Origin of the sequence: Streptomyces sp. NBC_00353 (assembly GCF_036108815.1) — a bacterium.
GTDB lineage: Bacteria > Actinomycetota > Actinomycetes > Streptomycetales > Streptomycetaceae > Streptomyces.
In genome coordinates this window covers 2,825,397-2,847,275 of the sequence record NZ_CP107985.1, presented here as the reverse complement: position 1 = coordinate 2,847,275, position 21,879 = coordinate 2,825,397, and the positions used below count along the sequence as shown (strand labels likewise).

At 67.7% G+C, this 21,879-nt stretch carries 14 protein-coding genes; 12 read left to right on the top strand and 2 right to left on the bottom strand.

Going from position 1 to position 21,879, the window contains the following annotated elements; translation table 11 throughout:
- Positions 1-294: 294 nt before the first annotated feature.
- The 4 genes from OHA88_RS13050 to OHA88_RS13035 all read left to right on the top strand — a co-directional run bounded on the left by OHA88_RS13050 (position 295) and on the right by OHA88_RS13035 (position 4,481).
- A complete protein-coding gene (locus OHA88_RS13050; RefSeq protein ID WP_328625647.1) occupies positions 295-1,659 on the top strand; it encodes a glutamate decarboxylase in 1,365 nt (454 codons plus the stop codon).
- Between the two features lie 747 nt (positions 1,660-2,406).
- A complete protein-coding gene (locus OHA88_RS13045; RefSeq protein WP_328625646.1) occupies positions 2,407-3,126 on the top strand; it encodes an IS110 family transposase in 720 nt (239 codons plus the stop codon).
- The gene (locus tag OHA88_RS13040; RefSeq protein WP_328625645.1) at positions 3,107-3,745 is read left to right on the top strand and encodes a transposase; all 639 of its coding nucleotides are present in this window, start codon (positions 3,107-3,109) and stop codon (positions 3,743-3,745) included. Before OHA88_RS13045 ends, OHA88_RS13040 begins: the two co-directional genes overlap by 20 nt.
- A gap of 181 nt (positions 3,746-3,926) precedes the next feature.
- Positions 3,927-4,481 (top strand): hypothetical protein, encoded by a 555-nt coding sequence (locus tag OHA88_RS13035; RefSeq protein ID WP_328629673.1) that lies wholly within the window; start codon positions 3,927-3,929, stop codon positions 4,479-4,481.
- A gap of 151 nt (positions 4,482-4,632) precedes the next feature.
- Here the strand turns inward: OHA88_RS13035 and OHA88_RS13030 are convergent, their stop codons facing one another.
- Positions 4,633-5,310 (bottom strand): GAP family protein, encoded by a 678-nt coding sequence (locus OHA88_RS13030; RefSeq protein WP_267063334.1) that lies wholly within the window; start codon positions 5,308-5,310, stop codon positions 4,633-4,635.
- A gap of 480 nt (positions 5,311-5,790) precedes the next feature.
- Between OHA88_RS13030 and OHA88_RS13025 the strand changes: the two genes are divergently transcribed.
- From OHA88_RS13025 to OHA88_RS13000, 6 genes are all read left to right on the top strand, one after another.
- Positions 5,791-6,381, top strand: a complete 591-nt coding sequence (locus tag OHA88_RS13025; RefSeq protein WP_328625644.1) for a hypothetical protein — start codon at positions 5,791-5,793, stop codon at positions 6,379-6,381.
- Positions 6,382-6,498: 117 nt separating this feature from the next.
- Positions 6,499-7,851 carry a Dyp-type peroxidase gene (locus tag OHA88_RS13020; RefSeq protein ID WP_328625643.1) on the top strand — a complete coding sequence of 451 codons (1,353 nt, stop codon included), beginning with the start codon at positions 6,499-6,501 and terminating at the stop codon, positions 7,849-7,851.
- Between the two features lie 56 nt (positions 7,852-7,907).
- Positions 7,908-9,038: a catalase family protein gene (locus OHA88_RS13015; RefSeq protein WP_328625642.1), complete on the top strand. Its 1,131-nt coding sequence runs from the start codon at positions 7,908-7,910 to the stop codon at positions 9,036-9,038.
- A 292-nt stretch (positions 9,039-9,330) separates the two neighbouring features.
- On the top strand, positions 9,331-10,953 hold the full coding sequence (locus OHA88_RS13010) for an MFS transporter (RefSeq protein WP_328625641.1): 1,623 nt from the start codon (positions 9,331-9,333) through the stop codon (positions 10,951-10,953).
- A gap of 436 nt (positions 10,954-11,389) precedes the next feature.
- A complete protein-coding gene (locus tag OHA88_RS13005) occupies positions 11,390-12,487 on the top strand; it encodes an IS110 family transposase (protein WP_328625640.1) in 1,098 nt (365 codons plus the stop codon).
- Between the two features lie 463 nt (positions 12,488-12,950).
- Positions 12,951-15,326 (top strand): protein kinase domain-containing protein, encoded by a 2,376-nt coding sequence (locus OHA88_RS13000; RefSeq protein ID WP_328625639.1) that lies wholly within the window; start codon positions 12,951-12,953, stop codon positions 15,324-15,326.
- 206 nt (positions 15,327-15,532) lie between these two features.
- Here OHA88_RS13000 and OHA88_RS12995 read toward each other — a convergent pair whose 3' ends face one another.
- Positions 15,533-18,310, bottom strand: coding sequence for a protein kinase domain-containing protein (locus OHA88_RS12995; RefSeq protein WP_328625638.1), 2,778 nt, complete (start codon positions 18,308-18,310; stop codon positions 15,533-15,535).
- A gap of 238 nt (positions 18,311-18,548) precedes the next feature.
- Between OHA88_RS12995 and OHA88_RS12990 the strand changes: the two genes are divergently transcribed.
- On the top strand, positions 18,549-18,704 hold the full coding sequence (locus OHA88_RS12990) for a hypothetical protein (protein WP_328625637.1): 156 nt from the start codon (positions 18,549-18,551) through the stop codon (positions 18,702-18,704).
- Between the two features lie 167 nt (positions 18,705-18,871).
- A complete protein-coding gene (locus OHA88_RS12985; RefSeq protein ID WP_328625636.1) occupies positions 18,872-21,727 on the top strand; it encodes a putative dsRNA-binding protein in 2,856 nt (951 codons plus the stop codon).
- Positions 21,728-21,879 lie beyond the last annotated feature (152 nt).

Below are 21,879 nucleotides of genomic sequence, written 5' to 3'. Positions count from 1 at the left end.
GTGTTGAAATTTACCCAGGGTCGCGACAGTGAATTCATAGTGCGGGACATCGGAAGCCTCGCCCTACCGTCATGTCGGACGTAGCCTTGTACCCAGCCTCGGTCGTCCCGCCAATCCTGTTCTTCGGATCGCGGCAGCCTCGCTGGCAGTTGGGGGCCGCGAACGACTCAGTATAAAGGCGACCGCGTAAACTGCTGCGACAATATCGACGGATATGACGAAGGTCACGACTTGCTGTTCTTCCTCGGCGTGTTCTTCGCCGAGTAACGTTCCGGAACTGTTTGAATCCTCCGCATGACCAAGAGAGACGCTGCGGCGCTGTTCGGAAACCGTTTCCTGACCGAGCCCGCTCCCTCGGAGAATTTCCCCGAGGAGGGCATGACTGCGACGGACGCCATGAGGCTGCTGGATGCGGACCTCGTCATGGAGGGCGACCCGCAGCGCAACCTCGCCACGTTTGTCACCACCTGGATGGAGCCGGAGGCGCAACGGATCATCGCCGAAAACCTCCACCGAAACTTCATCGACCACGCGGAGTACCCCATCTCCGCCGAGATCGAGCAGCGCTGCGTTCGGATGCTCGCCGACCTCTTCCACGCACCGGGCAAGACCACCGGATGTCGGACCCAGGGCTCGTCCGAGGCGATCATGCTCGGCGCGCTGTCTCTGAGGTGGAAGTGGCGGGAGCGCCGCCAGGCGGCCAACCTGTCGGCCGACCGGCCCAACCTGGTCTTCGGCGGCGACGTCCACGTCGTATGGGAGAAGTTCTGCCGCTACTTCGACGTCGAGCCGCGGATCGTGCCGCTTGCGGAGGACAAGTACACGATCGGCCCGGAGGACGTGGAGCCCCACCTGGACGAGAACACGATCGGCGTCGTCGCCGTCCTCGGCACCACGTTCACCGGCCACAAGGACGACGTCGTCGGGATCGACAAGCTCCTGCGGGACATCCGCAAGGAGCGGGACCTCGACATCCCGATCCACGTCGACGGCGCGAGCGGCGGCTTCGTGTGGCCCTTCCTCTACCCGGACTCGAAATGGGACTTCCGGCTTGAGCAGGTCCGTTCGATCAACGTATCGGGACACAAGTACGGCCTGGTCTACCCCGGTATCGGCTGGCTGGTCTTCCGCGAGGAGTCCGACCTGGCCAAGGACCTCGTGTTCCACGAGAATTACCTGGGTAAGACCGATGCGACGTTCACGCTGAACTTCTCGACCGGTGCGGCGATGGTGCTCGCGCAGTACTACAACTTCGTGCGGCTGGGTCGCCAGGGCTACACCTACGTCATGGAGACGATGCAGAAGAACGCCCACGCGTTGGCGGACAACCTGCGGAGCAGCGGCCGCTTCGAAGTGATCGGCAGTGGCCTCGAGCAGCTGCCGCTGGTCGCTTTCCGCCTTGCCGGCAAGCATGCCTACGACGAGTCCGACGTCGCCTGGCAGCTCTCGGCCGAGCGCGGCTGGATGGTGCCGGCGTACACGCTGCCGCCCAACGCGGAGCGGGTGAAGATCCTGCGTGCCCTGGTCAAGGAGACCCTGAGCCGCGAGCAGATCGAGCGTCTGACCCAGGACATCGCCGACGCGTGCAGCACCTTGGACCACAAGGGTGCGACCACCGAGATCGAGCGGGCCCAGGTCAAGCGCGGCACCGGCTACTGACGCCCGCAACCGGCACCCCCAGGGACGGACGACGAAGTCGCTCCTTCCCGACGAAGAGCAAAGTTGCTCGTTGTAGGTGAGGGGGAGCGCCGTTCCGCCGCTCATCCTTCGGGGGGAAGTGGCGCAAGGCGCGACGGACGGTTGCCCCGCCAATGGCTCCCAGCATGTCTGTTATCCCTGCGATCAAGGGCTGCGGTTCGTGGCCAAACTCAAGCGTTCAGCACAGCGGAGCAGCTGGCATTGCCTTGCGTGAAACAGACAGTTCGACCACCACCCCAACCCACCACTCACCCCAGCTCCTATCCCGTCCGGCTACGACCCACACACCGTGGAGCGGGCCTGGTTCAGGGCGTCAAGGTGGAGCGCGCCACTGTACGAACGACTGTGAGGATTGGTCATGGCACCGCTCGGCGGCCTGACCCACCGAACGATTGACGCTTCGGCTGTCTTCTCTAGGAATCGTCGGCCGACCGGGCGGTGCCGGATGTACGCGGCCGGTCCGGCGCCGGTGACTTCATAGGAGTCAGCCGTTCACCTGCGGATGACGCCTCGCGGGCGTGAAAATCGGGTGTGGGGCTGTCCGCCGACGCCGATCGATGTTTGGGCTGTGAGCCCGCATAGGAGTCTGGTGAGGGAGCCGTCCGAGGGGCCGCACACTGTCGCCTTGAGCACGCCGATCAGCTTCTCCGCCACCCCTCAAGGCTCCCCGGACAGCCCCGCCCGCACGACTGCAACAGGGGGCACATCATGGAGGAGTTAGTAGAAGACCACGACGACGGAACGGTCGCGCGGGTCGCGGCGATCGACATCGCGAAGGCGTCCGGGATGGTCTGCCTGCGCGTCCCGCACGACAACATTGAGGGCCGCCGTGTCCAGAAGGTCTGGACGGTCGCCTCGACCACGAACGCGATCCTCGAACTCGGCGACGCGCTCATCTGCCAGGGTGTCGAGCGGGTGGTGATGGAGGCGACAGGCTCGTACTGGCGTCCGTTCTTCTATCTGCTGGAAGCCCGGGGACTGGAATGCTGGCTGGTCAACGCGCGCGACGTGAAGAACGTCCCCGGCAGGCCCAAGACCGACAAGCTGGACGCGGTCTGGCTGGCCAAGCTGGGCGAACGCGGTATGGTCCGTGCTTCGTTCGTACCGCCCAAGCCGGTCCGGCAGCTGCGGGACTTCACCCGGACCCGTACCGTGTTCGTCCAGGAACGCACCCGGCACAAGCACCGGGTGGACAAGGCCCTGCAGGACGCGCAGATCAAGCTGTCCGATGTCGTCTCGGACCTGTTCGGCATGTCGGGACGAGCCATGCTCGACGCCCTGGTCGCCGGCAAACGCAAACCCCCGCGCTCTCGCGGAACTCGCCCGGGGCAGCCTCGTCAAAAAGAAGGCGGCCCTGGCCGAAGCCCTGACCGGGCAGTTCGAGGACCACCACGCACGACTGCTGCGGGTGCTGCTGGGCACCGTTGACCATCTCACCGCCCAGATCGACGAACTCGACCGCCTCATCGCCCAGGCCCTGGAAGCGGTCACCACCCCACACGACGGTCCAGCGGGAACTGGCACCGAACCGGCCGCTGACGCGGTGAACGCTCGGGTCCTGGCCGAGCGGCTTGACGCCGTCCCCGGCATCGGACCGGCCACCGCGCAGATCATCCTCGCCGAGATCGGCACGGACATGAGCCGCTTCCCCACCCCCGAACACCTGGTGTCCTGGGCGAAGCTGTGTCCCAGAACCATCCAGTCCGGAGCAAAGAACAGCGCGGGCCCGGCCGGGCAGGGCAACCCCTGGCTCAAGGGGGCACTCGGGGAGGCTGCCAACGCCGCCGCCCGCACCGACACCTTCCTCGGCGCCCGCTACCGGCGCATCGTCAAACGCCGCGGACACGCCAAAGCCCTGGTCGCCGTCGCCCGCTCGATACTCGTCATCGCCTGGCACTTGATCAACGACTCCGGCGCCTCCTCCTACAAGGAACTCGGCGCCGACTGGCATCAGCGTCACCTCAACCCAGCCCGCAGGACCCGCGACCTCGTCCGCCAGCTCCAGGCCCTCGGCCACCAGGTCACCCTCGAATCCGTACCAACCTGATCGACCCCGCCCCGACATCCGGTCCGCAAGCGGCCCGGATGCTGCCGCCTGCCCTCCCGAAGCTCGATTTTCCGTTCAGCTTCCTTGACGCCCTGGGCCGCGACTGCTCGGCGCTGCCTGGGTCGAAGGCGGTCGGGGTGGGAGCCCATGACGCTCGCCACCATTCGGCTTGCCGGGCACGGTGTTCCTGGTGTGTGTCGCGACGCAGGGCCTGGCCGTGCTGGGTGGGACGTTGGCCTTCTCGCTGCCGTCCGGGTGGCTCGCCTGGCCGGCACTGGGCTGCTTCGTGCTCGGGCTGGCGCTCTACCCGATCGCCTTCCTCCGCTTCGACCTCGGCCAGGTGCGGTCCGGCGCGGGCGAGCAGTGGGTGGCGGGCGGGACGCTGGCGATCTCCGCGCTCGCCGGGGCGAAGTTGCTGGCCGTGCCCGCCTGGCGCGGCACCGCTCTGCACGACGCGCTGCGTGCGCTCACTCTGGTCACGCTCGCGCTTTCCGTGTGCTGGTACGCCGTCCTCGTCTTCGCCGAGGCGCGCTGGCCGCGTCTGCGCTACGACATGAGGCGCTGGGCGACGGTCTTCCCGATGGGCATGACGGCCGTCGCCACCCTGTCCGTCGCCGACGCCGCGGCCGTCGGCTGGCTGCGGACGCCGGGCCAGGTACTGCTCTGGATCGCCGTCACCGCCTGGGTGCTCGCACTCGTCGGGCTGGTCAGGCACTTGACCGCGCACTCCCGGTGACCTGTGCCGAGACGGCGGCGCGGGAGCCTTGGCGAGCGCCGTTCCCAATCCAGAAATGGCACCTGCTTGCTTGACTCGGCCAATTAGTCTCCACCGACCTTCTCTGCGCACGTCGGCGATCGGACCACACCGCCACGCGTGGGTAAGCCTGTCAGGAGGTGAGGATGGAGATGCCGTCTCCAAGCAGTTTCAACCCGATGACGAAGAACAGGGCCGCCATTACGGCGGTGTTGTGCTGGGCTGCCCATTCTTTCCAATTGCCGAGCGTGGTCTTTGCTCGCTCTCCCCCGAGCAGGAAGACTCCCAGTGGCGCCAGCAGGCCGAGGGTGGCGATCAGGACGAAGATCGCCAGCGATGCGATCTGCTGCCCTACCGGCAGGCTGGCTGAGCCAATAGCGGCCCCCGCGGCGATGGTCAGTGGGGCGTTCTTGGCGTTGAGCGCGGACAAGGCCAGCCCGAGTCCGAAGACCTTGACCGGCGTGAGGCGGTCGATCGCGCTCATCCACTTCGGCAGCTGGGCTTGCGAGGGATCCTTCGGGCGCCGGTGCCATTGCCGGGCGCCGAAGAGTACGAGGAACAGGCCCAGAGCGAGCTTGAGAGCTCCCACCCAGGTGGCCGGGTGATTGCGGGAGGAGGCACCTGCGGGGGAGGCGATCACCAGCATTACCGCGCCCAGTGCCGAGAGTCCCAGGATCCAGCCGATGGTGAACACCAGTCCGTTGAGACGCCCCCGAGGCGTGGCGAGCAGGAGGATGATGGCGATGATCGGGAGCGGGCTGATCGCGACAGCCGCCGCGAGACCCAGCACGTCACCGAGAACTTTGCCCATGGTTGCCTCCGTGTGGGGTCAAGGTGGCGATCCAGTGGAGCAGGGCTTGTCGGAAGCGGCTGCCCGAGAAGGGTGACGGCGACGTACTCGGCACGTCCCGGCTCCATCTTCCTGCGCCTGTCCGGATCTGTCCCAGGGAGCTTCTCGGGACGCGAGGACCCCGGCATGGGCCTGCCGCCCCGCGTTGCTGCCTTTCCGCAACCAGACTGCAAGCCAGCACCCGAGGCTGTTCTTCCTTCTCAGCACCGTGACGGAAACGCGGCACGGAGCGTAATCAGCCCTGGTGGGGGGCATCGTGAAGCGATCAGGATGGCCTTCGCAGCGCCGGACGTTCCCGGGGATCCGCCCCGGGTGAGCACACGCAGGGGCTGAGATGCGAGGCAGCGCATCCGCAGTGAGGATTGAGAGGTGAGGGCGACGGCGCCTCATGTCCGGGCGCTTGGCAACCCTCGCACCGATCCGTGGCAGGAGAATCTCACGATGACTGCGACGTCAGGTGGAGCCCAGTCGGCTCAGCCCAAGCGCCCGGGCACGACGGATGGGGTGATCAGCGAGTTCACCATCTTCGCCGAGATCAAGCCGGGCCATGCAGATGCGCTGCGTAAGGATCTCGCCACGCTCTCCGGAGGGAAGGATGACGAGAGGGCCCGTGCGGCACTGCGCGAGATCGGCACCCTGCACGAAGGGCGGCACGTGATCTTCGACAACGACACCCGGTTCATGTTCTGCAGTTCCTTCGACGGCTCCTGGGACACCTACATCGACGATTTCGCCAAGACGGTAATGGGGGACCGCTTCGCAACGATCTTCGCGCACTGCGAAGGGTTCCCTGGCATCCACGATCCAGGGGCGAAGGATTGGTTCGTCGCCCACCAGGAGCCCGCGGGGCTCTTCATCACCTCCTGTCCCGATCTGACCATGCAGCAGATCTGGAAGGACCACCGAGTGGACGAGGCGTTCGAGGAGGTGCTGGACACAGCTGAGTTCCGGGCGGCGTTGGACAACCCGGCCAACGCGGAATTGGTGGCGACGCCTGCCTTCCAGAAGCTGCTGGAGGAAGCCTCGGCCTAGAACCCGGAGACAGCCAACCCCCAGTACTGGCCCAACGTCGTGGAAACGTCCCGACGGGCGCGTACCCACCGCTGCAGAGCTGCCCAGGCAGGGACCGATGTGGAGGCACAAGCAATCATGGACACCGCGGACAGCAGCGGCGAGGCCGGTGTGCGCGTCGAGATCGACGACATCCAAAGCGGGGCCCTGCGTCCGAGGCCCGTGCCCTACGAGGGAAAGTACATTCTCCTGCGCGTCGACGACCGCCACGCAGGGCGTGCTCTGCTGCGCCGGCTGCTCCCGGTGACCTCGGGGGGCCTGCCCAGCGCGGACCGGACCCAGGATGCCTGGGTGGCTGTGGCGTTCACCTACCGGGGGCTGAAGGCCCTGGGGGTACCGCAGGAGTCCCTGGACAGCTTTCCGCGGGCGTTTCGCGAGGGCATGGCCGCTCGGGCGGAACTGATCGGCGACGTGGGCGAGAGTGCACCGGCCCACTGGGAGGCACCGTTCGGAACCGGCGACATCCACATCGCGTTGAGCGCCCTCTCCTCCGATACAGCGCAACTGGACAAGGAGCTGGAGCGAGCCCGCGTCGCCTACGAGGACACGCCCGGTGTCCAGGTGATCTGGCAGCAGGAGGTGAAACAGCTTCCGACGGGGCGCACCACCCTCGGCTTCCGTGACGGCATCAGCCATCCGAACATCGAGGGCGTCGGACTGCCCGGCTCCAATCCTCAGGAAGTCCCCATCAAGGCCGGGGAGTTCATCCTCGGCTACCCCGACGAAACCGGCAATCTACCGCCCATGCCCAGCCCTGATGTGCTGGGGCGCAACGGGACCTACGTTGCCGTACGCAAGGCCCACACCAACGTGGCGGCCTGGCGCCGGTACCTGCGCGCGAACAGCTCCAGCGCCGAGGAGGAGGCACTCCTGGCGGCGAAGATGGTCGGGCGATGGCCCAGCGGGGCGCCGCTGGCGCTGGCGCCGGAGCACGACGATCCGGAGCTGGCGGCCGATCCGCACCGCGTCAACAACTTCCTGTACCAGGAGAACGACGACCGAGGGTTCCGGTGCCCCGCCGGTGCACACGTCCGGCGTGTCAACCCCCGCGATTCCACGATCATCGGCGACGCGCGGATGCACCGCTTGATCCGCCGCGGCACCACCTACGGGCCGCCGCTGCCCGAGGGGGTGCTGGAGGACGACGGCGCCGAGCGCGGCCTGGTCGGAGCGTTCATCGGGGCTCACATCGAACGTCAGTTTGAATTCATCAAGGCCGAGTGGGTCAACGACGGCAACTTCATCGGCTATCCCGGCGAGAAGGACGCGGTGGCCGGGAATCACGGCGGTACCGGCAGCGTCACCATCCCGGAGAAGCCGGTCCGGCGTCGCCTGCGGAACCTGCCCAGCTTCGTGGTCATCCGCGGTGGCGAGTACTGCTTCCTGCCGGGTCTGCGTGCCCTGCGCTGGATCGCCGAGCTGGAGGACTGAAGGCAGCTCTCGTTCCCGCGTGGGCCCATCACGGTCTTCGAGAAGAGGTCGAAGCCATGGCAGCACAGTTCGTCCGCTACACGCCTGACGTCGATACCGTTGAGCCGGATTTCGACAAGAACCTGCAGACGGTGATCGAGAGGACCGAGAGGTACATCGCCGAGTCGGTCGAGGCCGGTGGCACCGGCCGGGCCCTGCGCGACGCCCACGCCAAGGGCTACGGACTAATCCGAGGAGAAGTGGAGATCCTGGACGGGCTTGCACCCGAGTACGCCCAGGGAATCTACGCGACTCCGGGAACCCACGATGCGCTCATCCGCTTCTCCAACGGCTCGCCCCACGCCGGAGCCGACGCGCGACTGGGCGCGGCCACCGGACTGGCGCTGAAGATGTTCGACATCCCCGGCCCGACTCTCCTGGAGGACGAACCGGACACGGGCACATTCGACTACGCCAACATCAACGGACCGATCTTCTTCTGCAACACGGTCGAGCACTACCTGTTCATCCAGGAACTGTTCCTGAACGCGCCGGCCTACTTCTCCCAGGGCCGACCCGGCGCGCATCGTTTCTTCACCGATTTCGTGACCGGAAAGGGAACCCTGGACCAGGACAACTGGGCGTGGGACGAGTTCCTGGCCTTCCTGCGCCTGTCGAAGACCCCTCCGGCAAACGTGCTGCTGTCGAGCTACTGGACCATGGGCGCGGTCCGGCACGGGGACTACATCGCCAAGGTGCGCATCACACCCGACCCGTCCTCCGCCGCCGCGGTGGTCCGGCGCACCATCGACCCGACCTCGGCGGCGGAGGTCTTCCGGCCGGCCCTGCAAGGCGAGCTGCAGGAGCGGCCCTACGCCTTCGACATCCAGGTCCAGCTCTGCACCGACCTGGAGCGCATGCCGGTGGAGGACACCACCGTGGAGTGGCCCGAGAAACTCTCACCACCCGTCACCGTCGCGAAGCTGCGGCTGCCGCAGCAGGACATCTCCAGCCCGGAAAACCTGGAGAAGATGGACTCACTGTCCTTCACCCCCTGGCGGGTCACCGCGGAACACGCGCCCCTGGGCAACATCATGCGGGCCCGCAAGGACGTCTACCGGCACTCCTCCATCGAACGCCACAAGCTCAACCAGCAGCCGCGCACAGAACCCCGCAGCGCCGACGAGGTACTCGGCCCGGCCCAGTGAAACCGACGGATGGGACGGCAAGCGCCCAGCCCGGTCACGATCCCTGCTGTCGGCAGGGGAGTACAGCAACCTCCATAACCGCAGCCGCCCATCAGCAGAGAGCGGGAGCCAGTCCCACTGACTCCCGCTCTTTCTCGGTGTATCTCAGCGTTCGCGACACACCTCCGACACTTTCGTCAGCCCACTAGACCGCCCTTGCTGACGCCTGGTGATGTCATCCCAATGGGGCGATGTGCAGCGAAGCGGATCAAGCAAGACTTTCGCGAAGCGCAACGTTGTCCCGGAGGTTTCCATGTCGAGAAGTGACGCGCCGCAAACCGACGTGCAGCACGAGGCACCGGCGCGCGCACCGCTCGTCCTGGCATCCCTGATCATCGTCGCCGCGGTCGCCAACCTGAACCTGTCGGTGGCCAACGTCGCCCTGCCCGCGATCGGGAAGGCGTTCGACTCGTCCCAGACCACACTGAACCTGATCGCCGTGGGCTACTCCCTCGGCCTGGCCGCATCGGTGCTCTACCTGGGGGCGATCGGCGACCGTCACGGCCGCAAGCTGCTGCTGCTCCTCGGTGTCGCCCTCTCCGTCCCCGCCTGCCTGCTCGCCGCCTACGCGCCGAACGACACCATCCTCGTGGCGGCCCGGATCATCGGGGGACTCTCGGCCGGCATGGCCTACCCGACCACCCTGGCGCTGATCACCGCCCTGTGGGCGGGGCCGGGGCGGACGAAGTCGATCGCGTTGTGGTCGGCCCTGGGCGGCGGCATCTCCATGCTGGGGCCGCTGATCGCGGGCGCGCTGCTCCAGCAATTCTACTGGGGGTCGGTATTCCTGATCACCCTGCCCCTCGCCGTGGTCGCGCTGATCATGGCGCTGATGTTCGTCCCCGCGCACGCCAACGAGTCGACCGAACCGGTGGACAACCTCGGCGGCATCCTCTCCATCCTCCTGGTCGCGGGACTCGTGCTGGCGATCAACTTCGCCGCCGTCCCCAACCAGGGGACCCTGGTCATCGGCCTGGTTCTGATCGCCCTCGCTGCCGCAGCGGCGTTCTTCTGGCGTCAGCACCGGGTTGCCAACCCGTTGTACGACCTCCACATCGCCGGCCGGCGCACCTTCTGGGTCGCTGCATGCGCCGGCATCATCGTGTTCGGCTCCCTGACGGGGTCGGCCTTCGTCAGCCAGCAGTACCTGCAGAACGTGCTCGAGTACGACTCCGTCGAAGCCGGCGCCGCCATCCTCCCCCTCGTCGTGATGACGGTGCTCGTGGCACCGCGGTCCGCGAAGCTGGTCGAGACGCACGGCGCCCGCACGACCCTGCTGATCGGTTATGTGTTCCTCCTCCTCGCCTTCGGCTGGATGCTGCTGTTCTGGGGCGAGGGCAGCAACTACTGGCAGATCGGCCTTGCCTACGTGTTCATCGGCACCGGGGTCGCCTTCGCCGGGACGCCCGCCTCGCACTCGCTGACCGGCTCGGTGCCCGTTCGACGGGCAGGAATGGCCTCGGGCACCGCGGACCTGCAACGCGACCTCGGTGGAGCCATCATGCAGTCCGTCATGGGTGCGCTGCTCACCGCCGGCTACGCCTCGGCGTTCAGCTCGGCGATCGCCGCGTCATCCAAGAGCAATAACGTGTCGGACCAGGTCCAGGGCGAGCTGACGAAGTCGTTCGCCTCCGCCGATCAGACCGCCCAGCGGTACCCCAAATACGCCGACCAGATCGTCGCGGCCGCCCGCAAGTCGTTCCTCCACGGCGACGACTGGGCCTACACCGCTGGCCTGCTCGCGATCGCGCTGGGTGCGCTGCTGGTCTTCTTCATGTTCCCGCACCGGGACGCCGAGCAGGAGCTCCTTCGGCGCTACCACGCCGCAGACTCCGAGTCCGCCGCCACCGAGGAGTCGACCGGCCCCGGAGACTGAGGCGCCGGTCAGAGGGTCCGAGGCCGTTCGTGCCGTGGTCGACGAAGGACAGCCGGTAACGCGGGCCGCGAGGCTGTCCGCCAATGCCGGTCACGAGTGGGCGAGAAGTCAACTCACTGTCAGCCTGCCCAGGGCAGGTTGAGCACCGGTTCGGACGAAGCCATCCGGCAGTGATCGAGTCATGCTGTTGTACCGGGATCAGTGGGACGGTTGCGCAGTGCCGTCCCGGACGAGGGTCTGACTCATGACATCTATGACCGAAGTGTCCAGTCACGGGCGTGTCGACTGTCGTTGCGGGATGGTGCCTGCTGTCACCGAGCCACAGGGCGTGTCCCAATAGGGGCCTTGCCGACGATCAGGCGCCATCACGGTTCAGACCGCCCGTCCAGGCCGGTGCCATCCACCCAGCACGTCACCACGCGGGAGGCGAACCACCATGACGACCAGACAATGCAGCACCTCCTCCAGTACGGATCCTCCCGTTCCGGGCGAGGTCGTCCTGGGCGTGGACACGCACGGCGAGACTCATACCGCCGCCGTGGTCTCCCCGCTGGGGAAGGTCCTGGGTACCGAGTCCTTTCCGGCCACGGCGGCCGGCTACCGTCGGCTGCTCGTCTGGGCCCGCAAGCTGGGGACGGTGCGCCGGGCCGGCGTGGAGGGCACCGGCACCTTCGGAGCGGGCCTGTCCCGCTACCTGCTGGCTCAGCACGTCCAGGTGTACGAAGTGAACCGGCCCGACCGCACAGCCCGCCGTCTGCTCGGGAAGTCGGACCCGCTCGATGCGCAGGCTGCCGCGCGGGCCGTGCTCAGCGGTCGCGCCCGGGCCCGGGCCAAAACCGGCGACGGGCCGGTCCACAGCGCCCGGATGTTCAAACTCGCCAAGGACTCCGCGGTCAAGGCCCGCACACAGGCGATCAACCAGCTCAAGGCCGTCCTGGTCATCGCCGACCCCGCCCTGCGGGAACGACTGTCCAGCCTGGGCAATGCCGAGCTGTTCCGCACCTGCGCACGCCTCGGCCCACCCGATGGTGGGGGAGACGAGGACGCGGTGGCCCAGGCCACCCACATGACGTTGCGCATGCTCGCCGAACGCATCGAACAGCTCACCGGGCAGATCGATGAGCTGAACCAACGCCTGACCCAGCTCGTCGAACACCATGCCCCACAGCTGCTCGTACCGGTGGGCATCGGCCCGGACAGCGCCGTCACCCTGCTGATCACCATGGGAGACAACCCCGAGCGGCTGAACACCGAGGCATCCTTTGCTGCCCTTTGCGGAGTCAGCCCGGTCGAGTATTCGTCGGGCCGGCGGAGCACGCGCCGGCTCAACCACGGCGGCGACCGCCAGGCGAACGCCGCCCTGCACCGCATCGTGTTCACCCGACTGCGCCACGACCCGCGCACCCAGGCGTACTACGAACGCCGCACCCAGGAGGGCAAGACCCGACGCGAGATCATCCGATGCCTCAAGCGATATGCCGCCCGCGAGGTCTTCAACCTGGTCAGAACGGTACCCGGCGTTCCCCCGTTATAGGGGCGTCTGGGACTCGTGACAGGGAAGTGACAGAAAACGCCCTGCGGGACCCCCGCGAGCCAGCCCGGCCGAGGATCCGGTCGCGTACTGCGGCCTGCTACCCATTCCTTGCGACCGTGGCCCCGGGTGTGGCCGTAGAACCGCGATGACCTGCTCTCTGAGCAGGGTGCGAAGGCGCTCGTGGATGGGCTGGTTCTTCTGCTCGGCGTACAGGGGCCATCGATGGTGCGGAGAGTCGGCCGTTTCCCCAACGGCGAGGGTCGATGCTGGAGGGGTGCTTCCGAGGCCGAGGTTTAGCCGTCCGCATCGGCGGTGTATGGCGCCAGCCTGGTTACGACGTGAGGCCGAAGAACGGTCAAGAGGGGCAACAGCCGCATTGAGCGGGAAAGACACCCGAGGGTAGGACGAATTCTCGGCACACATAGACTCCTGTCCAGGCCACGAATTAGCCGCAGGGGGAGGCATGTTGAGCAGTGCGTCACGCCTGCGCGCGCTCTATCTCAACGTGGGAGCCGGAGGGGCCGTCGCCGGACTGACGCAGGCCGGCTTCGATGCTCAACTCGCAGTGGAGCCGGATCGGTACGCAGCGGCAACCCTGCGCCGGGCAGGGCTGCCCGCCGTCCGGCACGAGGGCCTCAGTACGTGTCCGACGAACCTGTTCGCCCCCGGGGCACTGGATCTCCTCTACGGACGTAACACGCAGGAGCCGCTCGACGCAGGCGACCACGTTCCCGTGTTGCTGGAGCACGTCGACGTGCAACGGCCTCGTGCGTTCGTCCTGGAAACGGACGCAAGTGTCTTCGACGACCGACACAAGGGCTATCGAGACATGGTGCTCGGTAGCCTGGACGGCTTGGGATACCCCACCACGCACTGGACCGTGTACGACGCCCGGGACTACGGCGCTCCCAGTCCATGGTGTGCGGCTTTTCTCGTTGCCTTGCGCGACGAGCAGGCTTCCTTTGAGCCTCCGTTGCCTACTCCTAAGGCGCTGACGCCATCGACCCTTTCCAGCGTTCTCGACACGAGCATGCGATTGAGATTCCGCGGGCACGTAGGTGCCAGAGGGGAAGGGGCCTGTCAAAGGTGGAGGGAGCGCGCCGAGACCTCTTCTGTTCCGCGGCTGGTCGACGTGCTGGACGCAGATGAGGCAGAAGATGTCCCTTATCCGGATGAGGTCAAAGCCTGGCGCGCTTGCGGGATCAACATCCTCCGCTTAGCCGACGACCTCAAGAACCCCCAGGCATCGTTGCTCGGTCCCGACGGACCCTACCTCACCGTAGAGCAGGCTGCGCTGCTGCGGGGATTTCCTGAAGGCTATCCTTTCGAAGGCAGCTCACGGACCGTCTACCGGCAGATCCTGCACTCCACCGCGCCCGCTGTGGCACGTGCCCTGGGGAGGGCAGTCGCTAAAGCGCTGGAACGCGCGGAGGAGAGCGCGCCCGATATCGAACTGTTCCCGCTGCCCCCAATGCCCGAGCCTACGTCTGCCAAGAGAACTGCTCTGGGTCGCTACGACCTGGTACGAGCTAAAGCCCGCGGTGACCGTAAGGACTACCGCCTCGACCGACTCCCCATGGAGGAGGGCGGGCAAGCACAGGTTTTCCGGGCAGTGCACAAGGAGACCGACACCGAAGTCGCTTTCAAGCGCCGCAGTTCGAAGCGTGAAACAGCCGTCGCACGGATGCGGCGAGAGATCGAGGTATCCCAACTCCTGGGCCAGCAGGCCCACTACATGCCCATCCTCGACTCCAGCCCACAAGACGGGTGGCTCGTCATGCCGATGGCACAGGCGACCGCGGAGGGTCGGCACGACGACCTCAGGGATCCTGCATCGCTACGCGGTCTGGTCGAGGCGCTAATGGACGTGCTGGAAATCGCTCACACTCACGACTGGCTTCACCGCGACGTCAAGCCCTCCAATATCCTGCTGCTGGACGGTCAATGGACTCTCGCCGACTGGGGGATCGTCAGGCGGCCGAGAGGCCAGACCACGAAGGCTGGACGCACTCGCTTCGAGATTGGCACGGAGGGCTTCGCGGCACCGGAACTCTTCGTCGCGGCGCACGAGGCCACACCCTCCGCAGATATCTACGGGATTGGGCGTGTTATTGCGTGGGCATTGACAGGCAAATATCCGCAGACGAACGTGCAGCTCCTGCCTGACCCAGGACCGTGGAGGAACATCACTCGGGTCGCTACGCATGCCGATCCGAAGCGGAGGCCGCAGACCGTCGAGGAACTCCGCGAACTTATAAACCGCGAACTTACCGAACCAGCGGAACTGCCGACCGACCGAGCGAAGCGGCTGTGGGAAGAGGTGCGTGCGGACGATCCGGCGGCTGTGACTTCCTTGCTCGAGTTGATCGCGGATCATCCTGAAGACTATGAGTTGTATCTTCATACGCTGACGGGGCTTCCGGCCGAACAAGCAGGGCCGTGGCTCTCTCGTAATCCCCAAGGGAGCGATCGTCTCCTCAAAGCGATGGCTGAGCACGCTTATAGCCAAGGTGCACGCCGTGTTCAGTTCGGTGAGGCAGCCCGCGCTGTGATATGGCTTCACACCCTTGCGGAATTCTCTGCTGCCAAGGACGACTGGGACCTTCTCGACGAAGCTGTCCGCACGATGTGTACCTGGGACGCCGCATGGGACCAATGGAACGCACAAGGCCAAATCGCGCCCTGGCTGCGTTCCCTATCAGGGAAGTCCGCCCAGCTTGTAGCGGCGGTTCTGCGTGATTACCCGCGCTCTGCGCGACACTTCTCCGACTTGGCGCGAGACGGGACGGTGGACCTGTGGATCCGACAGGCGATTCGTGAGGCCGTGGGGACACCGTAGCTCTCTGTGCGGTGGCTGCTGGAGGTCACCGCCACCGCAGCCCCCGCGGACCCGGCCGTCTTCGAGGAGTAGCGGCAACTGCTGTGCTTCGTTGCCCAGTCCTACTCGGTATCGCGGATATGGCGGGCGTATGTGGGTGTTCTTGATGTTCGGGCGCTCCGTGTCCTGCAGAACAGACGCGAAACTGTTCGCTAAGCGGGGTGTGGTCAGCCACTGGTCGCGGAGTTGATGGCGCTACGGATGGCCATGTCCACGGTACGCTCCCGCATCAGATCGGCGAAGTGCCCCGCACTGTCGGGGTGATCGCGCAACACGGCGGCGAGGATCTGAGCAGCCTGCCCACGCAGTCGGCGCAGCCAGTCCCGGATGGCGTCATGCTGGTCCCACTCGTTGGACGCCGCGTCCCAGGTGCACATACCGCGGGCCGCTTCCTCCAGCAGTTCCCATTGCTCTTCCCGGGCAGCGCAGACGGCGACGCCGCGAAGCCACGCGATGGCCCTCTTGGACTCATTCCAGTGAGGCTGGCTGTTGCCGTCGCCCTGGACGTGCCCGGTCATTGCATGCACGAGTGTGAGGGCCTGCTCGGGGTTGGCGAGGAGGAGCGGAGCGGCGCCCTCCACCTCCAGGTTCGGCAGGACGTCCAGGTAGAGCTCGTAGTCGTCGCTGTGGTCGGCAGCCAGCGCGAGCAGCTGGCCGGCGGCGTTGGTGTCCCCCTCTTGGGCGGCTGGCACGAGTTGCTGGGCCCGTGCGATCGGCAAGTCGATGTGAGGCGAGGTCTCCCGCTCGACCAGGTCGAGGAACTCGGCGATGGTCTGCGGACGCTGGAGCGGATCCCGGTACGTGCACTGCCTCACGACGCTGCGCCAGGGGCCCGGAGCCGGCAGGAGGGGCACGTTCGCCTCGGGCTCGGTGCCCGTCAGCAGCCAACCGATGACCTTTCCCAGGCTGAAGATGTCGCTGGAGGGTGTCGCGTTGTGGGGGTCGACGGACAGTTCGGGGGCACCGAACTCAGCGGTGCCGATCTTGGTGCCGGTGCGCTTGGGGTTGGTCGTATGGCCGCGGGGGCGGCGCACGATGCCCCAGTCTCCGAGTACCCAACGGCCTTCGAGGCGCAGGATGTTGGCGGGCTTGATGTCCCGGTGCAGGTAGTCCAGGCGGTGGGCATCAGCCAGGGCGGCCGCGACTGCGTTCACTAGGGCTCGCAGTTCCTGGCTGTCGTGCTGCAGCTGGGGCTGGAGGCGTTCGGCGGTGTCCTGGGCCAGCGGCATGACGAACCACTCGGCCCGCGGGCTTGAGTCGAGGACCGGCATGACGTGGCGGTTGCCGCCGAGGGCCTGGGCGACCTCGATCTCGCGCAGCATCCGTGCGGTCAGCTGCTCGCGCAGCGACCTTGGCTTCTTGAAGGCGACGACGGTGCCCGTCGGCTTGTGCACGGCCTCGTGGACGATCCCCATACCGCCCTCGCCGCCCGGCATCGGGAACTTCTCCAGGGCGTAGTCGCCGCGATTGCCGCAAGCCTGCTGACGCACCGCGGCGTACGGATCAGCAGCGGGAGTCGGCGCCGGTTCCTCCTCGACCGCGGGGGAGACGGCAGGGGCGTGGCCGGTGATCTTCACCAGCACGGGGTGGACGACGCCGACATCGTTCGTCGGCAGCGAACCCAGCAGGTAGGCGAGCCCGCCCTCTGGCGCCTGGGCGAGTCCGAACACTTCGCCGAGCTGCACCGCGGCCACCGGGTCGCTCTTGCGGGCCGCCGCGTCGACGGTGTGCAGTTCCACGCCGATACCGGATCCGGCCCGCCCGGCAACCAGGACCGTGTCAGTCCCCGTGCAGGCCATATGGCCCGGGTAGGACACCGGCGTCAGCGTCCAGTCCTCCCGCCCGCCGACGCTCGTGCCGACGGCGAGGTCGACGACGGTGCTGTGGCCGCCGGCGGCAAGGAAGAAGCGCCGTCCGTCAAGCCAGTCGGCCGACCGCACTGCCGCGTCGAAGGCGATGGAGAACCGCTGCTGATCGCCGACCTCATCGCTCAGACGCGTGAGCGCAAGGGTCGAGCCGGTGCCAGCGCCGAACGTCGCCCCGGATCCGGAAAGAACCCACACGCTCGCGTCGGGGCCGAGAAGTGGGCTTGCGTTCGCCTCGAACCCCCCGCCCACCGCCCGCAGTTCGCCGTCGCGCCACATCACCACCGCAGGCCCGCACGGTACGCACACGGCTCCGTCTGGCAGCACGACAGCGGCGCCATGCACGCCGGGCAGCGGTAGCCGCCACCGCCCCCCGCCACGCTGCAGATCGACCTCGGCCAGCCCGGCCTCGGTGGTGATCAGCGCCCGCTCGGCCGACTCCCAGGCAAGCCCGCTCGGCGGCAGCGGCCAGTCCTCTCCGGCTAGGACTACGGAGACCACGATGCCCGGCTCCGTCCAGGTCGGCACGGTGACCGGTCCGGATGGCCGCGTCGGCAAGGACAGGGAGGGGGCAGGCTCCTCCGGCTCCTGCAGCAGGAGTTCGTGCAGCGGGGTGTACGGAGGCCGCGGCGTGCGGAACGCCGACCGGATCAGCGCCGCGAGCGGGGCGAGGGCGCACACGGCGGCCTCCAGATGGTCGCGGTCGAGCAGTACACCCCGCGCGCCCAGGACTGCGCGCAGGCCATCGTCCACCGCACTGCCCGGAGTCCTCGCACACACCAGGACCCACCGCACGCCAGGACCCAGGTCCCGCTGATCGAGGGCCCGCACCGCGGCCCTGGCCGACTCTGCCGCATCGGTGCCTGACGCAGCCGTCACGGTGATCGCGTAGTCGCGTCCGGCGAGTTCGAAGAACACGGCCGGATCATCGGGCGAGTGGTAGTCCACCGTCGCCTCGGCCTCGGTGTGCCGGATCAGGGCCGCGACCACGTTGACCAGGAGCCGGTGTCTGTCCCTCGCCGACACCTCGTCACTGTGACACTGACCGTACTCGGCCAGTAGCTCCCGTACGTCCTCCATCGACCCGCCCCGTGCATCGTGCCTGCCGGGCACCACGCCCGGAGGAGCGATTGTCGCCCACGCCCGGACACGACGCGCGGCGATCGCAGAGATCCGTCCACACCCACCTGGGATCTCGCGCGTGCGTCGCTCGCCGCCTCGTGCTTCCCGGCCGGGCATAGGGCCGTCCGCGGGTGTTGACCACAGGCACCGTCCGCCCTGCGTGAACCATTGGCACGCACCTCCCGGGCGATGGAGCGTGTACGCGAACCCGCAGACGACGATCTGCGGCGCCGAGTCCGAGTACGCGAAGCCGAGCCTGGCCACCACCATGGCGCTCGCCGATAGGGCGATCAGGGTGCGCTGCGGGATGCGGTCCACCACGGTCAGCGCGAGCGCCGAGCCCACCGGGTAACCGAGGAAGGACAGCGCGGTGAAGCTGCCCTGGAGTCGAAGTCGGTCTCGACTGTGCAAACGCCTGTCGCGGCTTGCCCTGCCGTGATCCACTGGACGGGGCGCGGCTTGGAGCAGCCGGCCGCGTGCCGACGACACAGGGCTTCGCATGACGCACGGGGACCGCAGATGAACCACTGGGTTGGAATTGTCGCGCTGCGTGACGCGCCGAGTTCCGTGCCGACGCCGCTGCACAGGATGGCGACGGCGATCGAGACAGCCCGCCGGATCCGCACCTACAGCCTGGGCACGGGGCGCAAGGTGCTTCACGCCGACTTGCGCGATGCACTGCGAGCTGTCGGCCGGCGCTACTCCTTGGCGAACGACTCGGCGCGGGCGGCTGCCTCGTTCCGCGCGGTGCGCTTCTTCCCGGACCACACGGATGCGTGGCGGGATCTGCCGTGGTGGCTGCAGCAGGAACTGGCCAGGGAACTGGGGGCGTCGCTGCCGGTGCAGCGCAGTGCCATCGCTGTGCAGGCCCGCCGGTCTCCTCGGCAGCAGCCGATCACAGGGAAGCCGCAGCGGCGGGCCGGGTCCGTGACTTCGACGACGTCCGTCGTCGAGCGGGTGGGGCTGGAGCCGATGGACGTTGTACGTCCGCTGTTGACGGACCCCGGGGCGCCGTTCGACGTTATCGACTTGGGCGCCGTGCTGGAAGGGGATCTCGCGGCGGCCGGTCTGAGCGTGGCTGACGATCCCGCGCACGCGCGGTGGCTGCGGATCGCGACCCTGCACGCGAGTTACGTCTATGAGGACGTGCATGGCCCTGCGGGCCTGCTCACGCTGCACACCCTGAACATGCTTGGTTCGCTGGGCGGGGCGTGGCTGGACCTCCTGGTCCTGGACGCCCTCGCGGGGGATCCGAAAGTCCAGGACAAGGACGAGGGCACGCAGTCGGCTCGCCTGGCCCACCATCGCAAGGAAGCAGTGCGGCAGCTCGGAGCCTGGGCGGCGGCTGCTGGCTTCGCTCACCTGGGGCGCGGGCAAGCGCAGAGTGAGACGGTGAGCGTTGCCGAGACGTTGGCTCTGCAGGTCGTAGGGGCTCTCGTCCTGATCGGCGCGGATGAGCCGGCGCGCAGGCTGGTCGCGGCGAAGACCATGGACGCGGGACGGGGTGCGGGGGCCGGCGTCCCGCAGCGCGATTGGATCACGCTTGTCCAGGAGCGGCCGTACGTCCGCGGCATGCGGTGGTCGTACGACACTGAGGGCCCGGACCACGACAGGACGTTCACCGCCACGCTCCACGTGGACGACGGGCGTACGGCGAGTGCGACCGGCGGTTCGAAGAAGGCCGCGCGCCAGGCCGCGGCCCACGCCTTTTTGATCCGTTACGATCCTGCGGCTGCCTCCGCCGTACCGGCGCCCCGGCGTGCCCCCGCCCCCGTCGGCCCCTCGTGCTACGAGGTCGACGAGCCGGGCCACGGGAAGGCGATATGCGACCTTCGGCAGGGATTCGGCCTGGCGAGAACGTCCGAGCCATGGCTGGCCCAGGCCCTCACCCACAAATCCTGGGCCTATGAGAACCCTGGCCTAGTCGAGAGGGCCCACCAGCGGAGCAACTCCCTGCTGGCGCACGCGGGTTCGCACGTGGCCCGGGCCCTCATGGCCTACGAGAGGGCGCGCGAGGCGGCGTCCCGGGGACTGCGGCCCGCTGCCGAGGAAGCACGGATCGGTTCGGTCGGCAACGCGGAGTGCGGCCGTCTCGGTGAGGAACTCCGCCTGACGCCAGCCATGCTCATCGGCACCGGTGAACGCCGCAACCGGCGCTCCGATCCCGGAGAGGGCGCCGCCCAGGCCGTGCTGGCCGTCGCCTGGCGGCAGCTCGGCGCGCGGCTCCTCACCCGGCGCCCGTACGTGTTGCACACGTGGCTCACCACTTTGGACCAGGGCCTCGACCCGATGACGCAGCTGCAGAACGTGTGCAGCCGCTTCGGTTTCCGCCTGCACGAGCCGGAGTTCTACGTCCGCGGTGAGGACCACGCCGAGGAGCGGTACTGCGAGCTCGTCCTCACCTGCGGCGAGGAGAACATCCGCTGGGCGGGCACCCCAGTCATGGGAGGCAAGACCACGGCCAAGCAGCGCGCCGCACAAGAGTTCCTCGCCCTACTGCACGCCCACGCTTCCGGTAGCACCGGTACGTGGTCCGCGGAGGAGACCCGTGTCCTGCGCGGCGTTCTGCGCCAACAGCTCTACCAGGCACCCCACTTGCCGGCGAAGGAGCGCCTGAACTGCGCACGCGACGGTGTCCTGGGCCTGGACCTCCTGGCGTCCACAGACCCGGAGGGCTTCCGCGCCTGGGCGCACCGAACACAGACACTGGTGGGAGACCTTCCCCAGGACACCCTCGACGACCTGACCCGCTTCTACACCCAGTGCCTGACCCAGGTCCGTTACAGCGACGACTCCTCCCTGCGCACCGCACTGCGGAGCGTCGCTGCCGGTGCAGCGGATGTGTCCACGCGTCTCGCGGCCGCGGCGGCACTCCGCGCCGCGACGGCGGAGCACCCCGCGGACCTGCGGGGCCTCCTGGCCGCATGGTGGGCTCAGACGGCGGAAACGGCACTCGTCCGGCTGTCCGACGGCACGGGCCAGCGCGGCGTCCTGGCGCTGACCGCTGTGGAGGCCGGCGCGCTGAGGGAAGCCCTGGGCTGGGCGGCGGAGGCGGCTAGGGCGGTGAACCGTCCCATGTCGGTGGAACTGACGATCGACACAGACCGCCTGTACGTACTCGTGGGCATCGACGGCGTGAACGTCCCGAAGACCTGCGCCCGTCTCCTCCCCTTGCTTGATGAGATCGTCCCGTCGATGCGCTGCACGGTGGCCGAGGACAGCCTCCTTTTCCATTGGCGACAGCTGGATGGCTCCAGTGATCTCGACGAGACCGCTCTGGGCGTGGCGGGCTTGACGGCGCTTTCCGAGCCGCTGCCGGTACCGGCCGATCTCAAGCGGCAAGCTCGGGACGCGTCGCCTTCCCGCCTTGATTAACGGCTGCCTCGCCGGGACGGGCCTGACTCTGTGCCCCCGGTGGAGGCCAAACCGGCCTGTGGGCACTCCTCGGGTCGGCCACTTCAACAGGGGCCCGGAAGGGGTGAGAACGGCTGACTCGGTTGAGCCCTGCGGTCGTCGGGGCGCAGTGG

What these genes read in the sequence shown, in the direction of transcription:
- OHA88_RS12985 (WP_328625636.1), top strand. Translation starts at nt 18,872, where the DNA reads ATGAACCACTGGGTTGGAATTGTCGCGCTGCGTGACGCGCCGAGTTCC.
- OHA88_RS13050 (WP_328625647.1), top strand. Translation starts at nt 295, where the DNA reads ATGACCAAGAGAGACGCTGCGGCGCTGTTCGGAAACCGTTTCCTGACC.
- OHA88_RS13000 (WP_328625639.1), top strand. Translation starts at nt 12,951, where the DNA reads ATGTTGAGCAGTGCGTCACGCCTGCGCGCGCTCTATCTCAACGTGGGA.
- OHA88_RS13005 (WP_328625640.1), top strand. Translation starts at nt 11,390, where the DNA reads ATGACGACCAGACAATGCAGCACCTCCTCCAGTACGGATCCTCCCGTT.
- OHA88_RS13025 (WP_328625644.1), top strand. Translation starts at nt 5,791, where the DNA reads ATGACTGCGACGTCAGGTGGAGCCCAGTCGGCTCAGCCCAAGCGCCCG.
- OHA88_RS12995 (WP_328625638.1), bottom strand. Translation starts at nt 18,310, where the DNA reads ATGGAGGACGTACGGGAGCTACTGGCCGAGTACGGTCAGTGTCACAGT.
- OHA88_RS13015 (WP_328625642.1), top strand. Translation starts at nt 7,908, where the DNA reads ATGGCAGCACAGTTCGTCCGCTACACGCCTGACGTCGATACCGTTGAG.
- OHA88_RS13045 (WP_328625646.1), top strand. Translation starts at nt 2,407, where the DNA reads ATGGAGGAGTTAGTAGAAGACCACGACGACGGAACGGTCGCGCGGGTC.
- OHA88_RS13030 (WP_267063334.1), bottom strand. Translation starts at nt 5,310, where the DNA reads ATGGGCAAAGTTCTCGGTGACGTGCTGGGTCTCGCGGCGGCTGTCGCG.
- OHA88_RS13010 (WP_328625641.1), top strand. Translation starts at nt 9,331, where the DNA reads ATGTCGAGAAGTGACGCGCCGCAAACCGACGTGCAGCACGAGGCACCG.
- OHA88_RS13020 (WP_328625643.1), top strand. Translation starts at nt 6,499, where the DNA reads ATGGACACCGCGGACAGCAGCGGCGAGGCCGGTGTGCGCGTCGAGATC.